The 20713-nt window shown below is 41.6% G+C and carries 12 protein-coding genes and 2 pseudogenes; 2 read left to right on the top strand and 12 right to left on the bottom strand.

What is annotated here, in order from left to right:
- From GNE10_RS03385 to GNE10_RS03375, 3 genes and pseudogenes are all read right to left on the bottom strand, one after another.
- Nucleotides 1-947: hypothetical protein (locus GNE10_RS03385; RefSeq protein WP_185563644.1), on the bottom strand; the 947-nt coding region annotated here is incomplete at its 3' end.
- An 88-nt stretch (nt 948-1035) separates the two neighbouring features.
- Nucleotides 1036-1734, bottom strand: a pseudogene (locus GNE10_RS03380) (hypothetical protein); the annotation flags it as partial.
- Nucleotides 1735-2234: 500 nt separating this feature from the next.
- Nucleotides 2235-3611, bottom strand: a complete 1377-nt coding sequence (locus GNE10_RS03375; protein ID WP_260446775.1) for an ATP-dependent RecD-like DNA helicase — start codon at nt 3609-3611, stop codon at nt 2235-2237.
- A 96-nt stretch (nt 3612-3707) separates the two neighbouring features.
- Between GNE10_RS03375 and GNE10_RS03370 the strand changes: the two genes are divergently transcribed.
- Together GNE10_RS03370 and GNE10_RS03365 are read left to right on the top strand one after the other, a co-directional pair.
- Nucleotides 3708-3872 carry a hypothetical protein gene (locus tag GNE10_RS03370; RefSeq protein ID WP_185563643.1) on the top strand — a complete coding sequence of 55 codons (165 nt, stop codon included), beginning with the start codon at nt 3708-3710 and terminating at the stop codon, nt 3870-3872.
- Between the two features lie 283 nt (nt 3873-4155).
- Nucleotides 4156-6855, top strand: a complete 2700-nt coding sequence (locus GNE10_RS03365) for an ATP-binding protein (RefSeq protein WP_260446773.1) — start codon at nt 4156-4158, stop codon at nt 6853-6855.
- Here the strand turns inward: GNE10_RS03365 and GNE10_RS35740 are convergent.
- The 9 genes and pseudogenes from GNE10_RS35740 to GNE10_RS03320 form a co-directional block, all read right to left on the bottom strand.
- On the bottom strand, nt 6833-7777 hold the full coding sequence (locus GNE10_RS35740; protein ID WP_260446771.1) for a hypothetical protein: 945 nt from the start codon (nt 7775-7777) through the stop codon (nt 6833-6835). The two genes, GNE10_RS03365 and GNE10_RS35740, sit on opposite strands and share 23 nt — an antisense overlap.
- A 271-nt stretch (nt 7778-8048) precedes the next feature.
- A complete protein-coding gene (locus tag GNE10_RS03355) occupies nt 8049-9695 on the bottom strand; it encodes a TrbI/VirB10 family protein (RefSeq protein WP_185563641.1) in 1647 nt (548 codons plus the stop codon).
- A 17-nt stretch (nt 9696-9712) separates the two neighbouring features.
- Nucleotides 9713-10444, bottom strand: a complete 732-nt coding sequence (locus GNE10_RS03350) for a hypothetical protein (protein WP_260446769.1) — start codon at nt 10442-10444, stop codon at nt 9713-9715.
- Nucleotides 10445-11073: 629 nt separating this feature from the next.
- Nucleotides 11074-12192, bottom strand: a complete 1119-nt coding sequence (locus GNE10_RS03345; RefSeq protein ID WP_185563640.1) for a hypothetical protein — start codon at nt 12190-12192, stop codon at nt 11074-11076.
- Between the two features lie 11 nt (nt 12193-12203).
- Nucleotides 12204-13019 (bottom strand): hypothetical protein, encoded by an 816-nt coding sequence (locus GNE10_RS03340; RefSeq protein WP_185563639.1) that lies wholly within the window; start codon nt 13017-13019, stop codon nt 12204-12206.
- Between the two features lie 33 nt (nt 13020-13052).
- Nucleotides 13053-16397 carry a hypothetical protein gene (locus GNE10_RS03335; RefSeq protein ID WP_260446767.1) on the bottom strand — a complete coding sequence of 1115 codons (3345 nt, stop codon included), beginning with the start codon at nt 16395-16397 and terminating at the stop codon, nt 13053-13055.
- Between the two features lie 593 nt (nt 16398-16990).
- The gene (locus GNE10_RS03330; RefSeq protein WP_185563638.1) at nt 16991-17623 is read right to left on the bottom strand and encodes a hypothetical protein; all 633 of its coding nucleotides are present in this window, start codon (nt 17621-17623) and stop codon (nt 16991-16993) included.
- Between the two features lie 22 nt (nt 17624-17645).
- Nucleotides 17646-19658 carry a hypothetical protein gene (locus tag GNE10_RS03325; RefSeq protein WP_185563637.1) on the bottom strand — a complete coding sequence of 671 codons (2013 nt, stop codon included), beginning with the start codon at nt 19656-19658 and terminating at the stop codon, nt 17646-17648.
- A gap of 178 nt (nt 19659-19836) precedes the next feature.
- A pseudogene (locus GNE10_RS03320) lies at nt 19837-20548 on the bottom strand (IS1 family transposase).
- Between the last annotated feature and the right edge of the window lie 165 nt (nt 20549-20713).

Raw genomic sequence — 20713 nt, 5'->3', positions numbered from 1 at the left:
ATAAATAGCTCTTTTTGAATAGATTTTATTAGAATTAGTTCTTCAAAAAAAAGTTGCTCTCCACTGATTAATTCTTTAATCATAGGAAATCTCATTACAATGCGTTTAGAAGGTTTTTCTTCAATAGAAAAGAGAATATCTTTAAGTTCTAAAGCGAATTTTCTAGCGCACTGAATGAGAGAATTATTATCAATGATATTAAAATTTGCAATTAAATCAATTGAGTCAGCACTATGTTGAAGTTCATATTTTATATAGCCTAAGTCTATACTTTTTCCTAGTCTTTCATCAGGTGGTTCAATAATTACTTGATTTACTTTTCGTATAGCTTTATATCCAAAACAATCTAATAAAATCTCAATTTCTTTGAAATCAATTATCTTATAGAAACTTGAGAGATTCTTGATAAATATATTATCGCGTATACCTTTTATGTCAACTGAATTTAGCTGATTTATATCGAGATTCTTGTTATCATTAAGCTTAAAAAATAAAAAAGAAAAAGCGGAAGCTATTTCTTCTTTGCTATAGCCAAATGTCTGAAAATTGTTGTTTTTATTATTAAAAATATTATTGTTTATATGATTCGGCCAGAATAAAGAGTCTAGACAAACTAAATAGCTCTTTAATGTAGATTTATCAATTTCTTGAATTATCTTTTTAAAAGTTTTATTAAGTTCACGTCCGATAAATAAGAGTGATTTTACAGATTGAAAATAACTAGTAGATTCTTTTGAGAATAGTTTTTTTGATGTAGTATGATCAATTAAAACCTGTAAAGTGTTAAACTCAAAATCGTATGTAGAACAACGGAATATACCTTGTTTTTTTATTTCTTTCAATAATTCTACTTCATTTTGTGATAAGCCTTGCATCAGTAGAGGTAATGCTTGCTTTGAGTTTTTATTGAGAATATTGCTTCTCAACTCTTCTACTATTTTCTTCATAAATTATCTAATAGTTTTAATATAGACTATCTCATCAAAACTCTGTTGTCAATTTTTGAATGATTGCGATAGCCTCGCTCACCGCAGGCATGACTGATTCCCTCAGTGTTTGTTCTAAATTTCTGTCATACTGTTCGATAAACCGAGTTATTTGCCCTAAGCATTCAGCTTGTTTCTCTGACAATTGTTCACTGATGGCGGGAATAATGACAGGACGACCAATTACTACTTGTAAATAGTCCTCTAGTTCCTCCAAACAGGGAAAAGCTTTGGCTAAGTTCTGCTTAACTTCTTGTTGTTGTTCTACAGATAACTGCCAAGCATTGAGTGAGAGAAATTTGTCAATACGTTCTTGATAGTCTGTGTACCCCTTTTTATACTCTTCTTTCAGTTGAGTGCGTAAAACAGGTGCAATATTATCTCGAATTCCGATTAGTTGATTCCAGACCAAGGGCGCTAAGTCTATAGAACAAATCCAATCACCATTGTCATAATTCATCCATTCTTGGACTGAAGCAATTTCTTGCCTTAATTGGTTTGCTGCTTCGTCTAAAGCTTTGAAAACTTTGATGCCCTTTAAACCAACTTCTGAGGTTGTAACCTTCACTAAGTCAGATTCTTGTTCATCTTGAGAATATTTAAGAACATCTGTCCATTTTGGAGCATTACTCTTGGTTGTCTTCTTCAATTGAATCTTGAAACGGATGCGAGTTTTATTCAGCTTAGAGAGATTATATCTTTCAACAACAGCGTCTTTTAGAAAGGTTTCGCTTGAATTAGTAATCACTGCTTATACCACATTTACTAGGAATAATAATTTTTACCCTCAGTAAATAAAGTGTAAGCTTTACCTTTTTGCCACTAATTTAGGCTATAATTTTATTCATAAAAATCATTTAATTGCTTACTAAATATAGTTAAATTTGATTGTAGTTTTAAAAATAATTTGAGACTAAAAAGCTGCTAAAATCAGATTATCAGCAGAAAAATTGTAAAACAAGACAGTCTTTCTATAGTTATTAAGCAGTTCTTAAAGTGAGCAAATGTTTCATAATACATTATCTATTTTAGAATCTAGCAATCATAAGCTAATCGTCATTTTTTTCCAGATTTATTCGCTTTTAGTAATGGCTTAAACCCTGATTTAATGCAACTTAAATGCTCATTATCTTATTTGATTTGTGAAAATCATAAGGCACAGAACCCCGATTTATTTAATAAATCGGGGTTCTCACTGTTCACGAATGATTAATCGGAATTTTGTGTCGAGATTGCTATACACAATTATTACCGGATAACCAATATCCGTTGTCTAGCCCGTGAGCTAGAAACATAGTACAAACGATTAAACTCTCTAATCTTTGCCAGGACTGCCTTACTGTCATCTCCTCGTTCTGGATAAAGTCGTTTACTCAAATCTTGACCATCAATACCCGCTTCTAAGAAAGTGCTACCTTGGCTATTGTGAACAGTTAATGCAAAGCAGTTTCTGATGTTGGCAAACTGCTCTGAATGTTTGTAGTACTGCTTCCACAGAAAGGGATTACGCTTGGCACTTTTGAGTAAACGTTTGGTTTCTTGGTCAAATTGTTTTTGCTCATCTTCATGCAGAACATAGATTTGACGCACAATCCCTTCATCTGTCTCTACCTTTAACCTCCAAGTATCATAGTTGTTATAACGATCCCCAAAGACATCTAAAACAGTAAACTCTGTAGATGTAGAAAGAATCGTAGTTTTACCATCAGGAGCCATCACAGGATCTCTGGTGATTAATCTCTCTCCAGGAATAAAGCGATTGATATTTTCACCATATAAATGTGTGCGAATCTGCTGATTGTAAAAGTCAACTTGAGTATTAGTCCATGACAAAATTCGGAAACAATCTGGGTTTTGAGCAAATTCTCTCTTCATCTTTTTGCAGGCATAACGCAGCAAAGTTTGACGTTTAACCATCAGCGCCCCATTACTTTTATCAGGCAGATATTTGGCATAAGGCTCAAAAGGAAACTTGCTCTTGGTGACTGCATAGCGAGAAGCAGTGACAAACTCTAACAAAGGGCTACCAGTTCCCTGACGCACAACTTGAGTCAATACTGCTTTATCTGGCACTTGAAAACTAGGGGATTTTCCTTCATTAACTGGATTTAACTGTGCTGGGTCGCCCATGAGAATAATTTTGATTTTTGTCCAGGTGGATGATTGGTTAGCAACATCCTCAATCCAGCGCCAGAGTTGTTTGCCAATCATGGAACATTCATCAATAAAGACAACATCAAATAGATTGATGTAAGAAGGCCCAGTTTGGTCAAGTACTTTCTCTTTACCTCTAGTTACCATACCCAGTCCTAACAACTGGTGAATGGTGAAGAATTCTACCCCAGTTACGCCATTTTCTGCCGCCATACGTTGCAGCACACCTACAGCTTTATTAGTGGGTGCAGTCAGTACAACTCGCTTACCCGTTGCGACAAGAACTTTAACTAGTTGGAATACAATAGTTGACTTGCCGGTTCCCGCATAGCCAACCAGCAGAAATAAAGCAGTCATCACGGTTGGCTGTATAAATGTCCACATTGCATCTAAAGCTTTTTGCTGCTGTTGGGTGAGTTGAAATGGAAAAGAACCTGTTGCAGCGAAAGTAGGAAGTGTTTGGATCATCATCGCTTCGCTAATTCCATTAATTGATCCACTCAATGCAGCGATAGCTGTTGGTTTTACTTCTCCGAAAAACAATACTCCTTCTGGTTTGAGGAATATATGTTTCTATATCCATTCGGCATCATCAGAAATCAATATATTAAAAGTTTTGGTATTGCTGAATTATGGGATAATTCCGGACAATTTGGAACAAATCTTCAATGGTTTCAACCGCCAATTAATGCCGCATTTATGCAACGCCAAAGTTTTTTAAGATTCAGATGATTTAGTTAAATCTGAAATTGCACATATATATTTTTCCATGAAGGTAAACATCTTCAATCTTAAAATTATTGTTACTCGGAAATCCTACTTTAATTCTTGTCATTACAAATTTTCGCGCTCGTCACCATACATTAGACCTAGTAAATCTGACTACGCATTAATACGTGTTTTAATATACCGAATACTGTAATATACTGAAAATAGTTTTTAGCGTAGGCGTGGCCCGCCTTAGACATCGCTCGTTTTTTAGCCGGCCTCACTTTGGAGCGTTGCTCCCATCTCTATGTTATTTATCAAACAAAAATACCTGCCCTACAGGATTGCATTTTTCAGTGTGGGAGTAACCTTGCTAGTAAAGCTGGGACTAGAGCATCTAACCGGAATCACAAGTTCTTTCAGCTTGTGGCTGATTGCGAGCGCTATAAGTACTTGGTACGGTAGCATTATTTCAGGATTGGCATCAGTGTTTTTGGCTGCTTTAGCTAGTCATTACTTTTTTACAAATCCATCTTCTACTCTCGATAGTCTGGAATTTGTATTATTTGTTATCGAGGGTCTATTAATCAGTGCGCTAACAGCTAATTTCCAGTCAAGCAAACAGCAGTCAGATACTGATAAAATAGAAGCCCAAATCAATCTAAAAGATTTATTACAGAGTCAGCGTTCACTTCGTCAAGGTGAAGAACTATACCGAACATTAACCCAAAATCTACCCAATGGAGTAGTTTTTCTCTTTGATCGAGATATGCGCTTTATGGGTGCTGAGGGTACAGAACTGCAAATCTTTGGTTTACCAAAAGAAGAGTTCCAAGGTAAAACGCTGCACGAAACTGTTCTCCCTGAGACTTACGAACTGATAGAACCAGCTTACCGTAGTACCTTACAGGGTACTCCAATGTGTATTGAAATTCCTTATAACAATCAAGTTTATCTAATACAAACTTTTCCAGTTAAAGATGAAAATAGCAAAATTCTGACTGGCTTGGCAATCTTCCAAAATGTCACGAACCGCAAACAAGCAGAAGCAAAAATTATTAAGCTGAACCAAGCTTTAAATCGACGAGTTAAAGAATTACAAACTTTGTTAGAGGTGATTCCAACTGGCATTGCCATTGCAGAAGATCCAGAATGCCGAACTATTCGAGCTAATCCGGCTCTTGCTAAACTGCTTGGCATACCTGTTGACGCAAATGCCTCTCTCAGCGCTCCCAATGATGAACGTCCAACTAACTTTAAAGTTTATCAGTCAGGCAGAGAATTAGCTCCAGAAGAACTGGCTATGCAATATGCTACCACTCATGGGGTGGAAATACTGGATTCGGAAATTGAGGTGGTTCGTGATGATGGTGTGAGAATTAACCTATCGCAGTATGCTGCCCCTTTATTTGATGAAGATGGAAAAGTGCGGGGGTGTGTAAGTATATTTCTAGATATTACCCAGCGCAACCAGGCAGAAAGAAAATTGCAAGCAGCTAGAGATCAGTTACAGACTGTACTGGAGGCTGTACCTGGAATTGTATCTTGGGTCAGTTCCGATTTGTGCTATCTAGGTGTCAACAAGCACTTAGCTAATAGTTTTAATTTGTCTCCCGAAGCTTTTGTTGGTCAGGATATTGGTTTCTTAGCTAGTGGTAATGGGTTTCGTGAGTTCGTGCAAAAGTTCTTTGCTGGAGATCGATCTGAAGCATTATATGAGTTGAAATCCATAAGCGCAGATCGTAGCTATTTAATTGTGGCTCAAAAATATGACCAAAACAGAGCCGCTTTTTTAATCGGCATTGATATCACCGAACAAAAGCGTGTAGAAGAAGAACTGAGACAAAAGACTGAAGAACTGGCAGAAATCAATCGAGTAAAGGATGAATTCGTTGCTGTCTTGTCTCATGAGTTACGTACTCCCATGCATAATCTTCACGGTTGGGCGCAACTATTGCTAACTGAACATGAGATGGATGAAGCACTGAAAATTGAGGGACTGGAAACGATTGAGCGGAATGCCCGTCTACAAGTTCGCTTAATTGACGATTTGTTGGATCTGGCTAGGATGCAGAAGGGCGAAATGAATTTGGAAATCGAACCTGTTGATCTAGCAAGTGTAATTCGGTTAGCAGCAGATACTATTCGATTGTCAGCCGAAACAAAGGGCATTCAAATTCAGTTACATCTTGATGCTACTGTGTCCAACGTTTTAGGTGATGCCATTCGTTTACAACAAGTGGTTTGGAATTTGCTTTCAAATGCAATCAAGTTTAGTTCCAAGAATGAAAGTGTAGAGGTGAGGCTGGAGGAAGTTGAGTCTCAGGCTCAGATTACTGTTATCGATAGAGGGAGGGGCATAGAAGCAGAATTTATACCCTATGTTTTTGAACGGTTTAGTCAGCGTGACGCTTCTACTAGTCGTTCCGCTGGTGGATTAGGGTTAGGGCTAGCGATCGCTCGTTATATTGTAGAACTTCACAATGGCAATATCACAGCAGCCAGCGCGGGATTCGGCAAGGGTTCGACATTCACGGTGAGACTACCTATCGTTAAAATGACAGGGCAGTTAAGCAATGATGAACTAGTACTAGGAGAATTGTTGCATGGCAATAAGGAAATTGACCAATTGCAGAACTTGTGCATTCTGGTTGTAGATGACGATGCAGATGCTCGGATGTTAATGCAGACTGTTCTTCAAAGCGCCGGGGCAGATGTATTAGTGGCAGCATCAGTAAAAGAAGCATTGGCAGTTTTAGAACAGCGCTTGCCCGCTTTACTGATTAGTGATATCAGTATGCCAGATGAGGATGGCTTTACCTTGATTCGTCAGGTTCGCTCCCGCAGTATAGAGCAAGGGGGACAAATTCCGGCGATCGCTCTTACTGCTTTTGCTGAAGCCAAAAATGAGCAACGTATTTTAAAAGCAGGGTTTCAACTTTTTATTGCCAAGCCAATTAAGCCAATGGAACTTGTGGATAAGATCATTGAGGTGTTAAAAACTTGATCGAAGAGCGCTGCTGTCCTAGTCTGAGTAGGCGGTCATTTAAGGCGATTCTTCCTAATTCAGAAATAACCTCAACTGGAACACCAACAGATTTAGCTGCTTCTGGGATTGTGACTCTGCTATTTCGCAACAAAGATAAAGCTTGCTGCACTTTAGCAACAACTGGATCGCTTTTGTTGGTATAACCCCGATTAATAGCAATTCTCAGCCCGGTTTCAATATCATCTACTCTAGCTCTGCGATTTTTATCTATCAATAGTGTCTGCTGTCCAGCGATTGTGCTACTTTCAGAAGCCGCTTTGCGTCTACGTGCAGTGCTGGGGGCGATGCCTTCTCTTCTCCTGTCGGAGACGCTATGCGTAGCTTGCTTAAGCGTAGGGGTACGAGAGGCTTCTCTACGATAGGCTGCGCCAACGCCAACGTCTTCTGGTGCGTCCACTATGCGTAGCTTGCTTCCCTGTAGGGGCACGACCAACGCATTTGCAATCTGAATACCAACATACCCAGTGTTTCTACGCACTGGGACAATATCGAAGTTGTAGAGTCGCTTTTGTCCCGTTTTGTCTACAGTCTGGACAAGTAAGTTAGTAATGGTAGTGGTGGTAGCCCCTGGAAACTTTAGCGGTTGGATTGCACGCAGAAAGATGGTTGTGGCGCGTCCGCTTTTTAAATCTGTATCTGTGGTGTAGACCAGTCGTGAAGGATCTGCTACCAAAATGTAGGCGATCGCCTCGTCGGTTTGAGTGAAGCTAATGGGCGTAGCACGTCCTGGAGTAACTTGAACCTGAATTCTGTTGTTTGCAGCCATATCCGGTTCAATCAAGCGATATGCAGGAGTTTGTGCTTGTGCATATACAACAGGTATCGTTACCCCAAACAGTATTGTGGTGCTAGTAATAACAAGAGTGACAAATAGTTTCATACCAATTTTTAATTTTGGACTAGAAGCTTTGACTTATAGGCTGTTCCAGTAATCTCAAATATTAAGTTGTAGAACGTTCAGTTTGTATCTATTCAATAACCAGGATGCTGTATATGAATTGATTCCAATTTGTTTGAATTTTAAGCATTGGTGAATCAGGGGATGATTTCGTCCAATTTGTCAGGAATTTTCAATGGTTTCAACCGCCAATTCATCCCGCATTTATACAACGCCGAATTTGAAATTGCTGACTACCCGCACCAAATTGGTATCATCGTTCAACTTTCAAAAAACTATTGACGACAACGGAGACTTCTGTACCTTCAGGTAAAAACTGGATATTGGGACGTTGTAGTAATTCTTGCACTGCTTGGTCAGAGCGTCTAGACATACGTTCACTGATTGGACTAAAAAAGCCTTCTAGCGCCGCCGCCCAAATCTGAGGATTAGAGTTACTAGTAATAGTACTTTGATTAAAAGTGCCACTAGAAACAACAGTGCTAGATTGAGTGCGGGGCTGATTCACTATGCTTCCCACCTTACCCAAACTACTGAGTAATCCAACTAATAAATCTTGTTGGGCAATATCTGTCCCCACATCATTCAGCTTTTTAGCAATTAACGGTTGTTGTCCTCGACCGCGAATTAACAGAGTCTCAGCGGGAATAGTTTCTTGTTTGACTGTGCCTTGGGAGTCAGGGTAAACAAGCGCGATCGCACTAGCAGATACTAAGTTATTCTTTTTACCTACTGCCACTGTTTTCGTTACTAAAACAGTACCAGCTGGGAGTGCCACCGTGCCATCTGTGGCTGTGAGAGGTTTGGTTAACTCGATAGCAAAGCGATCGCTCTTATTATTCCCTCCCTGATCCCAAATCATTGGCATGATAATTCTACCTGGAGCAGATGTACCCAGTGCTACCTCTTTAGTTTCATTTACATTGAGATTGGCTAGAGCTACAGGGGTGCGATTGAGGATACCTACCATTCCTGGAGTCAAGTTATCAGTTTTACTGTCAGTGCTTTTGGAGCCAATTAAAACTGTTTGAATACCAGGGTCTTCGGGAGTGGAAATGGATGCCCTAGCTGTTGGTTTCAAGCCTGTTGGAGTTTGAGTGTTCACAGCAACTTCTGACTGAGTTTCAGCTGCTTTAGAGTTACCGATTTGCGACTGTCCCAGGCTAGCTAGTTGGCTCCACTGCTGGAAAGGATCGACATTACTTTCAGGCTGTCGTATTGGTGATGAAGCTTGATAACTAACAGGATTTGGAGAAATATACCGCACTACTGGGGGCGCAGGTTGAGAAATTCTTACGGGAGTTATTGGTGTTATGCGTGATGCAGGAGTTGTGCGCGGTGAAAAAGTCTGAGGTGCTGTACTTTGAGGTTGAGATGGCGTTGCTTTGGGTTTATTTTGTAGAGTTGGACTTGGGGATTTAGCAGCAATAGGTTCCACTTTAAGTTGTTGCCGTTGGTCTTGAAAGGCTAATCTGCTTTTCAGTTCGGCAGATTCATCTAAAACTGGTTCGCCTTTTGGAGATGTAGTAGGGGTTTGGACTACTTGTTTGACAGGAGGTTTCGGTTGGAGAAATCCAAACCAGATCAGTGCTACAGAGCCAATAATGATTCCCACTAAGGCAACTACTGAACCTAGTCGCACACTAGGTTTTTCTGCTAACGGTCGTTCTACTGCTCCTTCTGCATCTTGTTTCAAGCGATATTCTTCGGAAATGAGGTGATTTGCAGTAGGGTTATAACCTGCCAACAACTGCTCCTCTTCAGGGCTGATATCATCATCAGCAACCAAAGTGGCTTGGTTAGAGCGATGATTGCCGTTAGTACTGTTGAATTCCGACGAAAAATCAGCAGAGTTTTCGTTTAGGTAGTTAAATTCATGGTTTTGATTTGAATTGGTCATAATTCTACTTTTTTCCTTTAGCGTCGTTGTTGAGAATTGAACTCAACCATCTTGGTAATTTGCAGTCCAGACGATCGCACTTCATAAATTTTCTGTTCTACCAGGGGGGCATCTTTACCTAAAGGAGATCGGGGAATCTCCACTGCTTGGACGGTAAAGGTGCGGTTAAAAGGAATACGCTCATCTCTACCAGTAGTGCGGTCAACTAAGATGCGGGTAGCAATCATGTCTATTTCCCATTCCCCAGGTCGTACTGCTCTCGGTTCTGACAGATAGGAAATAATGGTGGTGCTACGCAGCTGACCTGAAAAGAAGGTAGTAGGAACTAATTCGGCAATCTTCGGTAGAGAAGCTTTGGCAAATTCCGGTTCTAGCAGCAGGGAAGCAAACCAAGTATTTGTGGGAATGCGTCCATTTCTACCAACTTGAATGCCTTGGTCTGGTTGATTAATGCCAGTGAGTTTGTCATCCCAGTTAAATGTTAGGGTTGTCCAGTCACTAACTACCTTTTGAATTACAGCTGGATAGCGCCAGTTGCGGTCTTGCTCAGAAATGTAGATTGTCTCACCATTTACCAACTGGGCAAAAGTCGTCTTGCGATCGGCAATTTTATTGACCCTGAAAGCGGTGAATAGAGTCAAAAAAAATATCAAACCGTTAAATGCAGTTAGGCAGATAAAGCAAACAGCCAGGAGGTTTTTGGCTTCTGGAAGTAATGGAGCTTGAAGTCTTTTAATTTGCAGAGTCATACCAAATTGGCATAAGTAGTATTGTTTGAAAATCCACCGAACAGCCTTGTGTTAAAGGTTTTTAATTCGTCTTGGAAAGTTCTGATGCCTGTTTTGAAAATATGGGACTAGGGACTGGGGACTAGGGACTAGGGATGAGGGTAAGTTAATTTTCATGCCCCCGTTGTGTGATTCATTACATAACCGTTTAGCTCGTTTAGCTTGAAAATAGGGGGCGTTGCTCAGTGGAAATATGAATTTGGATCGCGCACAGCCGCAGCGAAAAGTTTGAGCGCCGGAAGCCGGCGCTCAAAGCTTTTCAAGACAGAGGCGCAGAGAGTAAGAGTTGAGAAGAGTTGATTTTTGAATTTCATATTCAAATTCAGCAACGCCAAATAGCAAACAGGGAATAGGGGAATAAGGATTTTCATCCCTTGATTGTGGGATTTTCCCGTGATTGACTGTCTTGAAAAGTAACGCTCCTCCGTCGCTCTAAGCGTACCCCTGCGTGGAAGCAAGCTACGCGTAGCGTCTCTAAGAGTTGCTGTAGGCTTTACGCTGCGCTAACAAAGAGGCGGAAGTCGGCGCACCCTGCGGGATCTTGCTACAAACTTTCCGCAAAATCCAAAATCTAAAATCCAAAATTGGTATTACCCCCTACGGAGTAAAGCAATACTGGTTGCAGTTCCAATGGCACTGCTAAAAATATCAATTAAGCCTTTGACATTGGCAGAAATGCCGTTATAGATTGCCATTCCCCCACCTCCAGCTATCAATACCGCCAAAACTGGTGCAAAGATGCTCAGGAAACATAAAAATGCGACATCAGATGCTAATTCAGCACCCGACTTCACAAGCACGACGGCTGCTAAACCTACTAAAATGTTGTAACCAAGTTGAACACCAAACAAGGAAATAAACCCTGTTAGCCACGCCCAAATAGGACGACCTTGTAATGGCAGCAAAGATAAACCAACTGCGATCGGTGCAAATAGTGCTGTTAGCAACAGAGCAGCTTCCAAAATATTTACAAAGCCCCATTGCAGGGCATACAGGATAAAGCGAATGATGGGGATGGCAGTATCTCGAAACACACTACCTGGATCGTTGGCAAACTGAACAGCAGTACCGATTTGACCAGGTAAAGTTCTATTCCAAAGAAAACTAGCAAAATCTCGTAGTGGTTGAAGTGGAGATTTAGCTTGCTCTTCAGCTTTGGTAACAATTGCCTGTGCCTGGGCTTGCTTTGAGTTCCAGCATTCAACTAACTCTGTACCGACTTTTCCTTGACATTCGCTATAGAGGTTTTCTAGCTGTTGTCTAGCGATACTACTAATTGCCACATTGGTAATAGCATCTCGAAATGTTAGTTCACCAACTTGAAGCTGAAGAACGCTTTGCACTTGGTTGTAAGCAAAGCCTCGCATAACAGTAATTGTCTTCGCCAGCATATTGCCGTTGGCACCCAAAAAAATCATAATCACGATGGGCCAAACAAAGATTGATGCCAGTTCTGACCATGATTGCTTTTCAATGATTTCCTTGCCAGTGGTCAGCGCCACAAATAAGATGCTGGCGGCTCCCAAAGTGATGCCCAATTTAATCAAGCCAATCCATAATGCCGAACCGAGCGGATCTAAAGTAACTAGCCAGACGGTATTCCACGACTCAACTGTGGCGCGAGAAAGTTCTAAAGAACTGGAGATAATTTCTAGGGCATCGGATTCTCCGCCTGTTACCGGAAATGATTGAGCAATAATATGCATCATGAGTGTCAAAGCTACTGATTGGCACCAAGGGTAATGCCACCAGGCATGATCAATAAGCCTGCCTGTTGAGTGGCAGTATTACCTGCGGCAACACTCTTACGGCGATCGGCAGTATTGATGGCTGAAAGTTCCTTGGCTGTTTGAGCGGTTAAAGTGTTACTCAATGCCCTGTCAATGCGTGCTTGCTGGGCTTCAATAAGCATTCGCTCGTTGACGCGACTGGTAATGGCAGTCTGTTGGGATAGGTTTTGCAAAATCTGTTGGGTGACATCTAAACTTTGGGATTCCTCACCCAAGCTGACGCTTTCTTGAGTATCTTGTTGAGTAGCTTGCTTAATTTGAGCCATCTGACTTTGGGCTGTTTGGCTCAAAGTAGCCTGATTAGCGATCTCTGTGGCAACTGTTCTAGTAGCATATTTACCAAGGTCTTCACGGATACCATAAGAGCTTTGACCATTGGTTTTGTTCTCCAAAGTTTCAGACAGCACCGCACTAGGGTCATTGTTGGCAGAACCGTTCATGATTCCTGCCAAAACTTTGTTTAAATCTGGAATTTGAATTGCACCCAAGGCAGAATTGAGCAAATTGTCAAGAGGATTAAATAGTTCATTTTGAGCGAAATTTTTGACATCTCCCACAAAATCATTGATTTGAGATGCTGTGTCTGAAGTGAAAATACTACTACCAGTAGTTTTATTACTAACAGCAGCAGCTACCGGATCTCGACCGTTGTCTTGAGTGCGAGCAAGGGCTGGACTGGCGATAGAACCAAGTTCAAAAATTAGAATTAGTGCTATCAATCTGATAAAGGTAAGTTTAGATTTCATGATTCACCTTCCTTAATGCAGTTTTTAGATATATCAACTTGCAATCAGCCTACTTTCAGCCTGTTGGCCATCGTTACTCTCTTGGCGATCGCTTTCTTGTTGCAGAGATGCTCCGCTTTGGTGGATGTCCGCAGGACTTACGGCTGGATGTAGCCAATCGCGCAATGCTATTTTTTGATGTATCTCTCGACCAATATGCTTAAAGCCTTTGTTTTCCTTCAAAGCAGGAATGTAAGCATCGGTAAACGCTCTTAGTCCTAACAGGTTGCCTTTGGGGGTATTTGGATACTGAGCCATCACCCGTTCTCGTGCTTCCCGTTCATCCTGGTTATTGGCAACACTGGCCAACATCATTTCGCCAGGGTAAAAGCGGGTACGCCAGAATCTACCACCTGTTTCTACTAGCCAGCAGGAATAAAGGTCGCTGGTACGGGGCAAAAATGCTTCAGTTGCATTTTGACTGATAATATTGACGGGATAGCCCAGATATCTTTGGAAAGAAGTAACACCGCTACTGGTAATACGTCCGGTAATCCGGTAAGTCATGTTCTGCATAATTTGAGCGCCTGTCGAACACTCGCAAATGGTATCCGGGTCTTGGGACAACAGCAGAACAGCAATGCCTTCTTTCCTTCCCGTGGCACAAGTTTCGCCTATAATCTGGGCAAAGCCATCTTTACGTAATAATACGGAAAGCTCATCGCCAATAAACAAACTCTTGGGATGGGATAGGGCGTTACGGATACAGGCACTATGGGCGTTAATTGCCATCAAGTAAGCATCCTGTTCGTTACTCAATCCACTGAGGGCAAAGAATTTAATCGCCGGTAATGGGGAAAAAGTGCTGGGACGAGCGATCGCTTTCCCCAACCTAGATGCTAGTAAAGCGCTAACCTGATTTTGGATTTGGTTGAGTGCCTGTCGGTCAATCTCTTCAAAGGATCTCAGATTAAGGCGCTCTCTAGTGCAGAACTTGACGAAATCTGGTAGCGTGGGTATCTGCTGCCATTCTGGTGAAAGCCAGCCCATCTCAAAGGCTCGGTTGTAGCGAGTAATAATTTCTGGGTCTTTTAAAAATACGTCCAAAGCTTTGACTAGCAAGGCATCAACCCGTTGAGCTAGATGGGGGTTTTTGACTTTACCCATTGCGATCGCTGTTAATGCTTTGCGAATAAAGTCCTTCCAAGATTCCATGCGCCGTTCCCGTTCTGACTTGTCGAACCGTCGCAAATCTGGCGGTTCCAGTAGGTTACTGCTGCCACTGGAAATATCGTAATATGCTCCTTGTTCGCCCAAAAGTTCAATTGCCGTCTTGAAAGTGCTGTTACCACTAGCAGAGATATCCATACCAACAACGGGAATATTGTTAGCTAATGCCTCTAGAGCAAAGCGCCATCCCAAAACGCTCTTTCCTGAGCCAGAAGTACCTGTAATTAGAGCGCGTCCAATCTGCTGGTGAAATAAATCTACATAAATAGGCTTGCCACCACGGCTGGTAAGGAATTCCACACCTTGTTTATCAATGTCCTTCGGGACAGTTAGGGGCATGATTCCAGCCACAGTATGAGTATCTAAAGTTATTCTGCGCTCGCTGAGATTGCCTCCATGCAGCAACCATTTGCAGGTAATCGGCAGGGTTTGCAGCCAAATTTCCCAAGCAATATTACGCTCTCGAATTACTTTGGCAGTCTCAAAACTGTTAGCCAATAAGTTGCAAGCGTGGGTTAACTCTTGGGCACTGTGGCGGTAAACTAGAAATACAGGTGCACAGTGCAACGCTTTCGTGCCTTCGTAAAGTCGTCGCTGGGCTTCAAAGGATTCCTCCTGTTTGATTTCCGCTCCAACGTCCCGTCCCTGTCCTTTGGTGATGGCTAAAGTGCGGGCTGTTTTGGATTGTTTTGCTTGACGCGCTAGGTTGTCTTGGATGAAGAAGTCATTGCTGCGGCTAATTTCAATCCAAGCTTCTGTATCGTGGACGTAGCTGGAAGCAAGGATTTTCCAGACCCACTTTAGCTGCTCTTGGGCATTAGACCAACCGACGGGGGGATCTGCTACGACCATGACTCCACAAACTTTGCTTTTACCTGTGAGGTAAACTCGGTCATTATCTCCCCGATGTTCGGGACAAGCGGAACGTCCCTGTTGTCCTTCAATCAATAATGTACAGATGTGTTTATCGGTGGTTAGGGTTTCTGTTAACTCCAGTCCCGTCTCAGTCTCCTTCAGTGTAATGACTTGGGAAATAGGAGGTGCTGCACCCTCATTAAATCGATTCCAAAGCCACTGCCACAAATCTGTAGCACTGCAAGGCGTTACTTCTAAGCCAATTTTGGTATTGAGCAGCAATTCCCACTGGATAAACCCTTGCTGAAATCCTTGCAGTAAGAGCTTTTTGAAAAACTCCTCTTGGTAAATGCGTTTATTCCCTGTAATCAATTCAACTGCCCAAGAGCCGAATTTTCTGCATTTTTCAATCAGTCCACCCACAAAATCCTTTTGCTGTGAACCAGCTTCATCATCGCTCGTCCAAGTACAGAAGGCGATTTGGTTCCAGATTTGGCGAGAACCTGCTTCCTTGAGTTGTTCCACCCGCAATTGCTCGTTGCGAAGCAGCACAGAAACTGGTTTCAAGTGGCAATCGTCTGCTAAGGCAGTAAGCGGGGTTTGGCGTTTGTGGGGTACTCCCTTGGTAGAGCCTGTCTGTAGGGGATATGACTCAGTATCATCACTATAACAGCCTGTACAAAAGGTAATTTTTTCACCGGGGGGTAGTTCTTTCAAACCCTCTTCGATAGAGTGGGCAAATTCGCTGACTTCATTTTCATGCAGTATGTCATGCAGTCCAGCGATGCGAAACCCAAACACGAGTTGATACTGAGAGTTGCCTTTATCTAATAACAGGGCAGCCACTTCACGATCATCCTTTTTAATTTCTGCAATACAGCAGATGTTTACCTCATTTTGGAAGGGCATGAGCTTACTTTTGCCTCCATATTGATTCGGTACAATCAGTGGCTTGAATCGGATTTGCACTTGCGAGTCTGCATAGCGCCGACGCACCCACCAGGGTCGATATTCGGGAATCGGTGAGATGTAAATGCTGTTACTATTGCACCACTCTGTTCCTGGTGGATTACGCCATCGATCTAAAAACTGATGGGGCTGTTTGCCTGTGAGAATCCACCAACTGATAATTAGCCAGAACGAGGTGGCAAAGAACCAACCCATACCTAAACTGAGTAAACCATTGGTGAGAACATAGCAAACTACAATGATGGCAATCCAAGGAACTAACTGTTCAGCCGGAATTGGCCCAATGCTGGCTTGCTTGCCCAGAATCCGATTGACTTTGATGAATTCTCGATTGTCTTGTGCCATATTTGTGTAATTCTCTGGTGCTGCATTAATAGTCTGTCAACCAAGAAGTGACAAGTGAAGATAAGCGGGAGAATAGGACTTTTATTCTTGTCATGAACCTCTCAAAGTTGTCTTGACGAACTATTAGCAGAATTTTTCATTATTTCCAATTTTTCTCGATAACTGACACCGCCTAAAAATTATGAGCAATATGTTATGAATGTGCTATCTGTGAGAGCCATATTTAACAAGAAATAATTCAGGAGTCATGAGTCAGAAGTATGCTGAATTCTGTAGGAGTGGTGGATGAATAAATGGTGAAAAACTACACTAAATTTGTATAAGCTGTCGCGTCTTTACTTTTCCAAAACATTCTCAATATATCAATAGTTACGGTTTTCAAAAAGTGCAAATTGTAGGTGCGACAGCTTATTGAGTGGTCAAATTTCGTGGTGGCGAGTCTAAGAGGAAAGTGAGGCTACTTAGTAGTTAACAGATACCAACTGCGGGGGCTGCCGTTGCGACTTTCCGCGTTCATCCCCCACTGATGAATTCTGACGAATATTTTCTGACTTCTGAATTCTTATTTAGTGGGTATAAAATTCAAGTTGGGTTTAGTTTATGGCTGTTGTTCCTGTGCCATTACCGACAAATATGAAAGTGATGACATCAATGGCAATTACGATGGAGAACGCTAGACCAACTTGAGTAACAATCGGCCGCCAGTCGTTACCTTGCTGTGCTTGGTTATAGGCAAATAGAGAAGCAGCAGCAACCAGCAGCAAGAATGCACCTCGGATGAGGTTAAATGTTAAACCAACAACGTTTGTATCCAAAGTGCTAGTGGAACCACCTCCTGCTTGGGAACTTTGTTGAGCTAGATTGTTGAAGAAGCTTTCTAACCCGCTTAAGAAAATAGCTTGGGCTGGAGTTGTAAAGGTATCGAGTAAAGCAGTAACAGTTATAATTGCGGCAACAATATGCCAGAAACGAATTTTTCTACCTAAATACTTTTCTAGAATTGGTACTGTCCGAATTATGTACCCAATACTCAAGAAAACAATGGTGGCACATCCCAAAATACTGACGAATATGGGTTTGGTAGCTAATAAATAAATTCCAATCGCAAGACATAGTAAAATGAAAAGTAAGTCAGTGCGGTTGATTTTCAGGTTTCTCAAGTTGGTTGAAAATTTACGAGATGACAGCAGTTTTAACTTAGAAATGTGAGATTTTGTGTTGTTCATTTTTCTCTTCTCGTTTGTAGAATTAAACTTGCATTTCTGGTTTGCTGGCTTTTCTTTGAGTTTGTTTCTGGCGTTGTTTTGCAGTATCTTTATCAGTCTGGGCTTGGGTAGAGCGAGTTGATTGCTGATTGCCCAGTAGCGCTTCTATCTCACGCAGGGGAATGCTGCACTGCAAAATCTCCGGGGGTTGCCCTGGTACTAAAACGGCATCAAGTACTTGTTCATCGTTACTATTAGGGTTAAATCCTTGAAGTAGCCGTGTACCATTGGGCAGTTTCACGACTTCAAACTCGTACTTGACTTTGCCCTTTTCAGTCCAGGTGAATGTCGGTTCATCGTCGCTGTTAAATCGGTTAGGTAGTTGTTCTTGAAATTTTTGAATTAATGCTTGGGTACTGGCTTTGAGGGAGTATTCTTCTTTCGACTGTGGTAATTTGCAGATGCCAGTCTTTTCATCAGGGGTGAGATTGTCTTGTGCGATCGCCCACTGTCCCTGAGTGCGAGTACCAGCAAAGAGTGTTTCACCTTGGGTATTTTCTAAAGCGATCGCTACCTGTTTGTCTTGTGCTTCTACCCATAAAGTTTTGTTACTGGAAATGGCGATACCTGCTTGGGGTGATTGGTCAAATAACTCACCAGCAACTTTGGCAAACCCCATTAAAGCATCAGCACAGGCAGCTTGTTGTTGCTGTGCTTGGCGTTTTGTCAGATGTTCTAAAATGTCAACATCTGCTGGCAGCTGGTTAGCAGAGTTAGGTTGGACAATATCTGCATTAGTTTCTGACTCAACATCAGAACTGCTTTGTTGTGCTGCCATCTGTTTTTCCAATCGGCTAACTACCATTTCTAAACGGTCAAGTCGTTTGGAAAGAACTTTCAGGTAGGCTTCAATTTGGTCAAGCTGTTCGCTGACGCTGGCATCCTTATTTAATTCAAATGGTTGTGATTGGTATTTGGGGTCTAGCTTGTCACCAAGATTGTCTACTTTAGAGCCGATTTTGGTAGCAGCTACAGCCAGTGGATTGTCTGCGGTTGATTCTTCAGATACAGTTTGAAAATCTTGAGACTTTTGAGACTCTGGTAAGTCCGGCTTTGCTTCTTGCAAACGACTGGCTATGTTATCTACGCGGTCATTCTGCTGTTGCAGTTCTTTGAGAATTCGTTCAAGCCGCTTTTCATCAGCCTCGGCTGCTAGCTGTTCCAAAACACCTTGTCCCACAGCAATTCCCAGAGATGCCAGTTGTCCAGCTAGTCCTGCTAAATTCACCCCATTCACTTCTCGCCCATTGGTGGCAGCTGTGGCACTTAAACGCGAAGCTTCGTCTAGAGGTTCTCTGGATTTGGAGTTTTTGGCCGCAGTTTTATTGGTATTAACTCTGTTCTGAGTTTTAGAGGATGTTTTAGGCTGAGAATTACTTTGGGTTTTAGTTGAAGTTTTGGCTTGAGTTTTAGTTTGGGCTGCACTAACAGGACTAACAGATGGTTCGTCTTCTTCACCTAAGTCATCTAAGTCGTCAAGTTTAGTGTTGAAATCATCATTTAATAGGTCGTCTAGTTCGTCGTTTATATCATCTTTTTCTTCATCTAAATCGAGTAGGTCATCTTCTAATTCATCATCGAGATCGTCTAGTTCTGTTTCAGCAAAACCGCAAATTTCAGCAATGTTAGAAGGGGTGAAGTAGTTTTCATCTTTGCTAGTAATTCCTTCGAGGTTTTTAATCAGGTACTTACCACTGGTTCTGTGGTTGGGATCGCTGGTGAGGTAGAAGCGATAGCCTCTAATCTCGTCATCATCCCCACCTCCAACGCAGAGTTCTACTGTGATGGGGGCTTTACCTGATTCCTGGCTGTAATTTTCTACATAGGCTTTAAAGTCTTCGTGGGACTGGATAGAATCATCCTGAATTGAGGATGCGATCGCTTTATCTAATGTGTTTTCAATATGGCGGAGTTTGCGGCGATCTGTCAGGTTTTCCCATGAGCGATTTTGAGAATTTTGTCTTTGCTTAGGTTTGGTCAGTGTTTTGGTAGCCATAGGTACTCAAAGCTGATTGCCTTAAGAGTTAGCCTAACAAGGCTTGATCTGGAAACAGCTAGACCAAATGGCGATTTATAAGTTGTCCAGTTGGCTAGTTTCCATACCAGAAATTAGTTATCCTGCTCAAGCATCCAATTAATTAATACGGCGTTGCTGAATGAAGGGATGAATTGATTTATGTAGGTACAATTTGATACTTCAAGTAATGAAGTAATAATTTAATTGAGTACCTCAGCATTTGTTCTGATTTAGAATAGCATAAAGTTTTTCGATGAAGACGAGCGAGATAATGACGTAACCGAGTATTCTCGTTTTCCACTCGCGTCATATATGTTTTACTCACAATTTGGTCTCCATCGGGTATAAAACTTGGGTAAACTTTCCAACCATCGGTCACATAAAAATAGCTTTTCCACTGTTCAACAATTTCCCACAATGGCTCAAAGGTTTCAGCACTATGGTCTCCTAAAACCCAAGCTAAAATTCCTTGAGTAAAGTGATTTACTGCTGTCCACAGCCACCCAACAGTTTTTTTTGAACCTATAAATGTTTCTAATTCATCTAGTTCTCCAACTTCTGGTACAGTATCGTCTTTTGGTACGTCCGGTAGCTTTTCTCCTAGTTGTTTGACCCAATAAATAATAGTAGTATGATGAACACCTTTAACCCGTTCAATACCGCGGAAACCCATACCATTAAGGTACATTTTTAAACATTCTTGTTTTAGCTCCTCTGAGTATCCTTTCGGTGGATTGTACACGTCAATAAATTGGCGTTAGCGAAGCGGGGCGGAACGCACGTCGCAGTTAGTGCAAATGTGATGAGAGTTTACCTCTTCGCTTTCCGTTTTTGCGAATTTTCATAGATCCGCAGTATGGACATTGCACAGTACATAACCTCAATTCATCCCTTTATTATGCAACGCCATTAATACTTATTTATAGCGATGGTATAAATATACAATACTTAATCAGCGACACTTTCAAGCAGTCTATACTTGAAACTATATTATCTGTGCTGGTTGCTGTACAGAGTTTATGATCATTCCTGAA

Origin of the sequence: Nostoc sp. 2RC (genome assembly GCF_014222165.1) — a bacterium.
GTDB classification, from domain to species: domain Bacteria; phylum Cyanobacteriota; class Cyanobacteriia; order Cyanobacteriales; family Nostocaceae; genus Nostoc; species Nostoc linckia.
The sequence above is the reverse complement of the archived record's forward strand: the minus strand, read 5'-3'. Positions and strand labels throughout refer to the sequence as shown.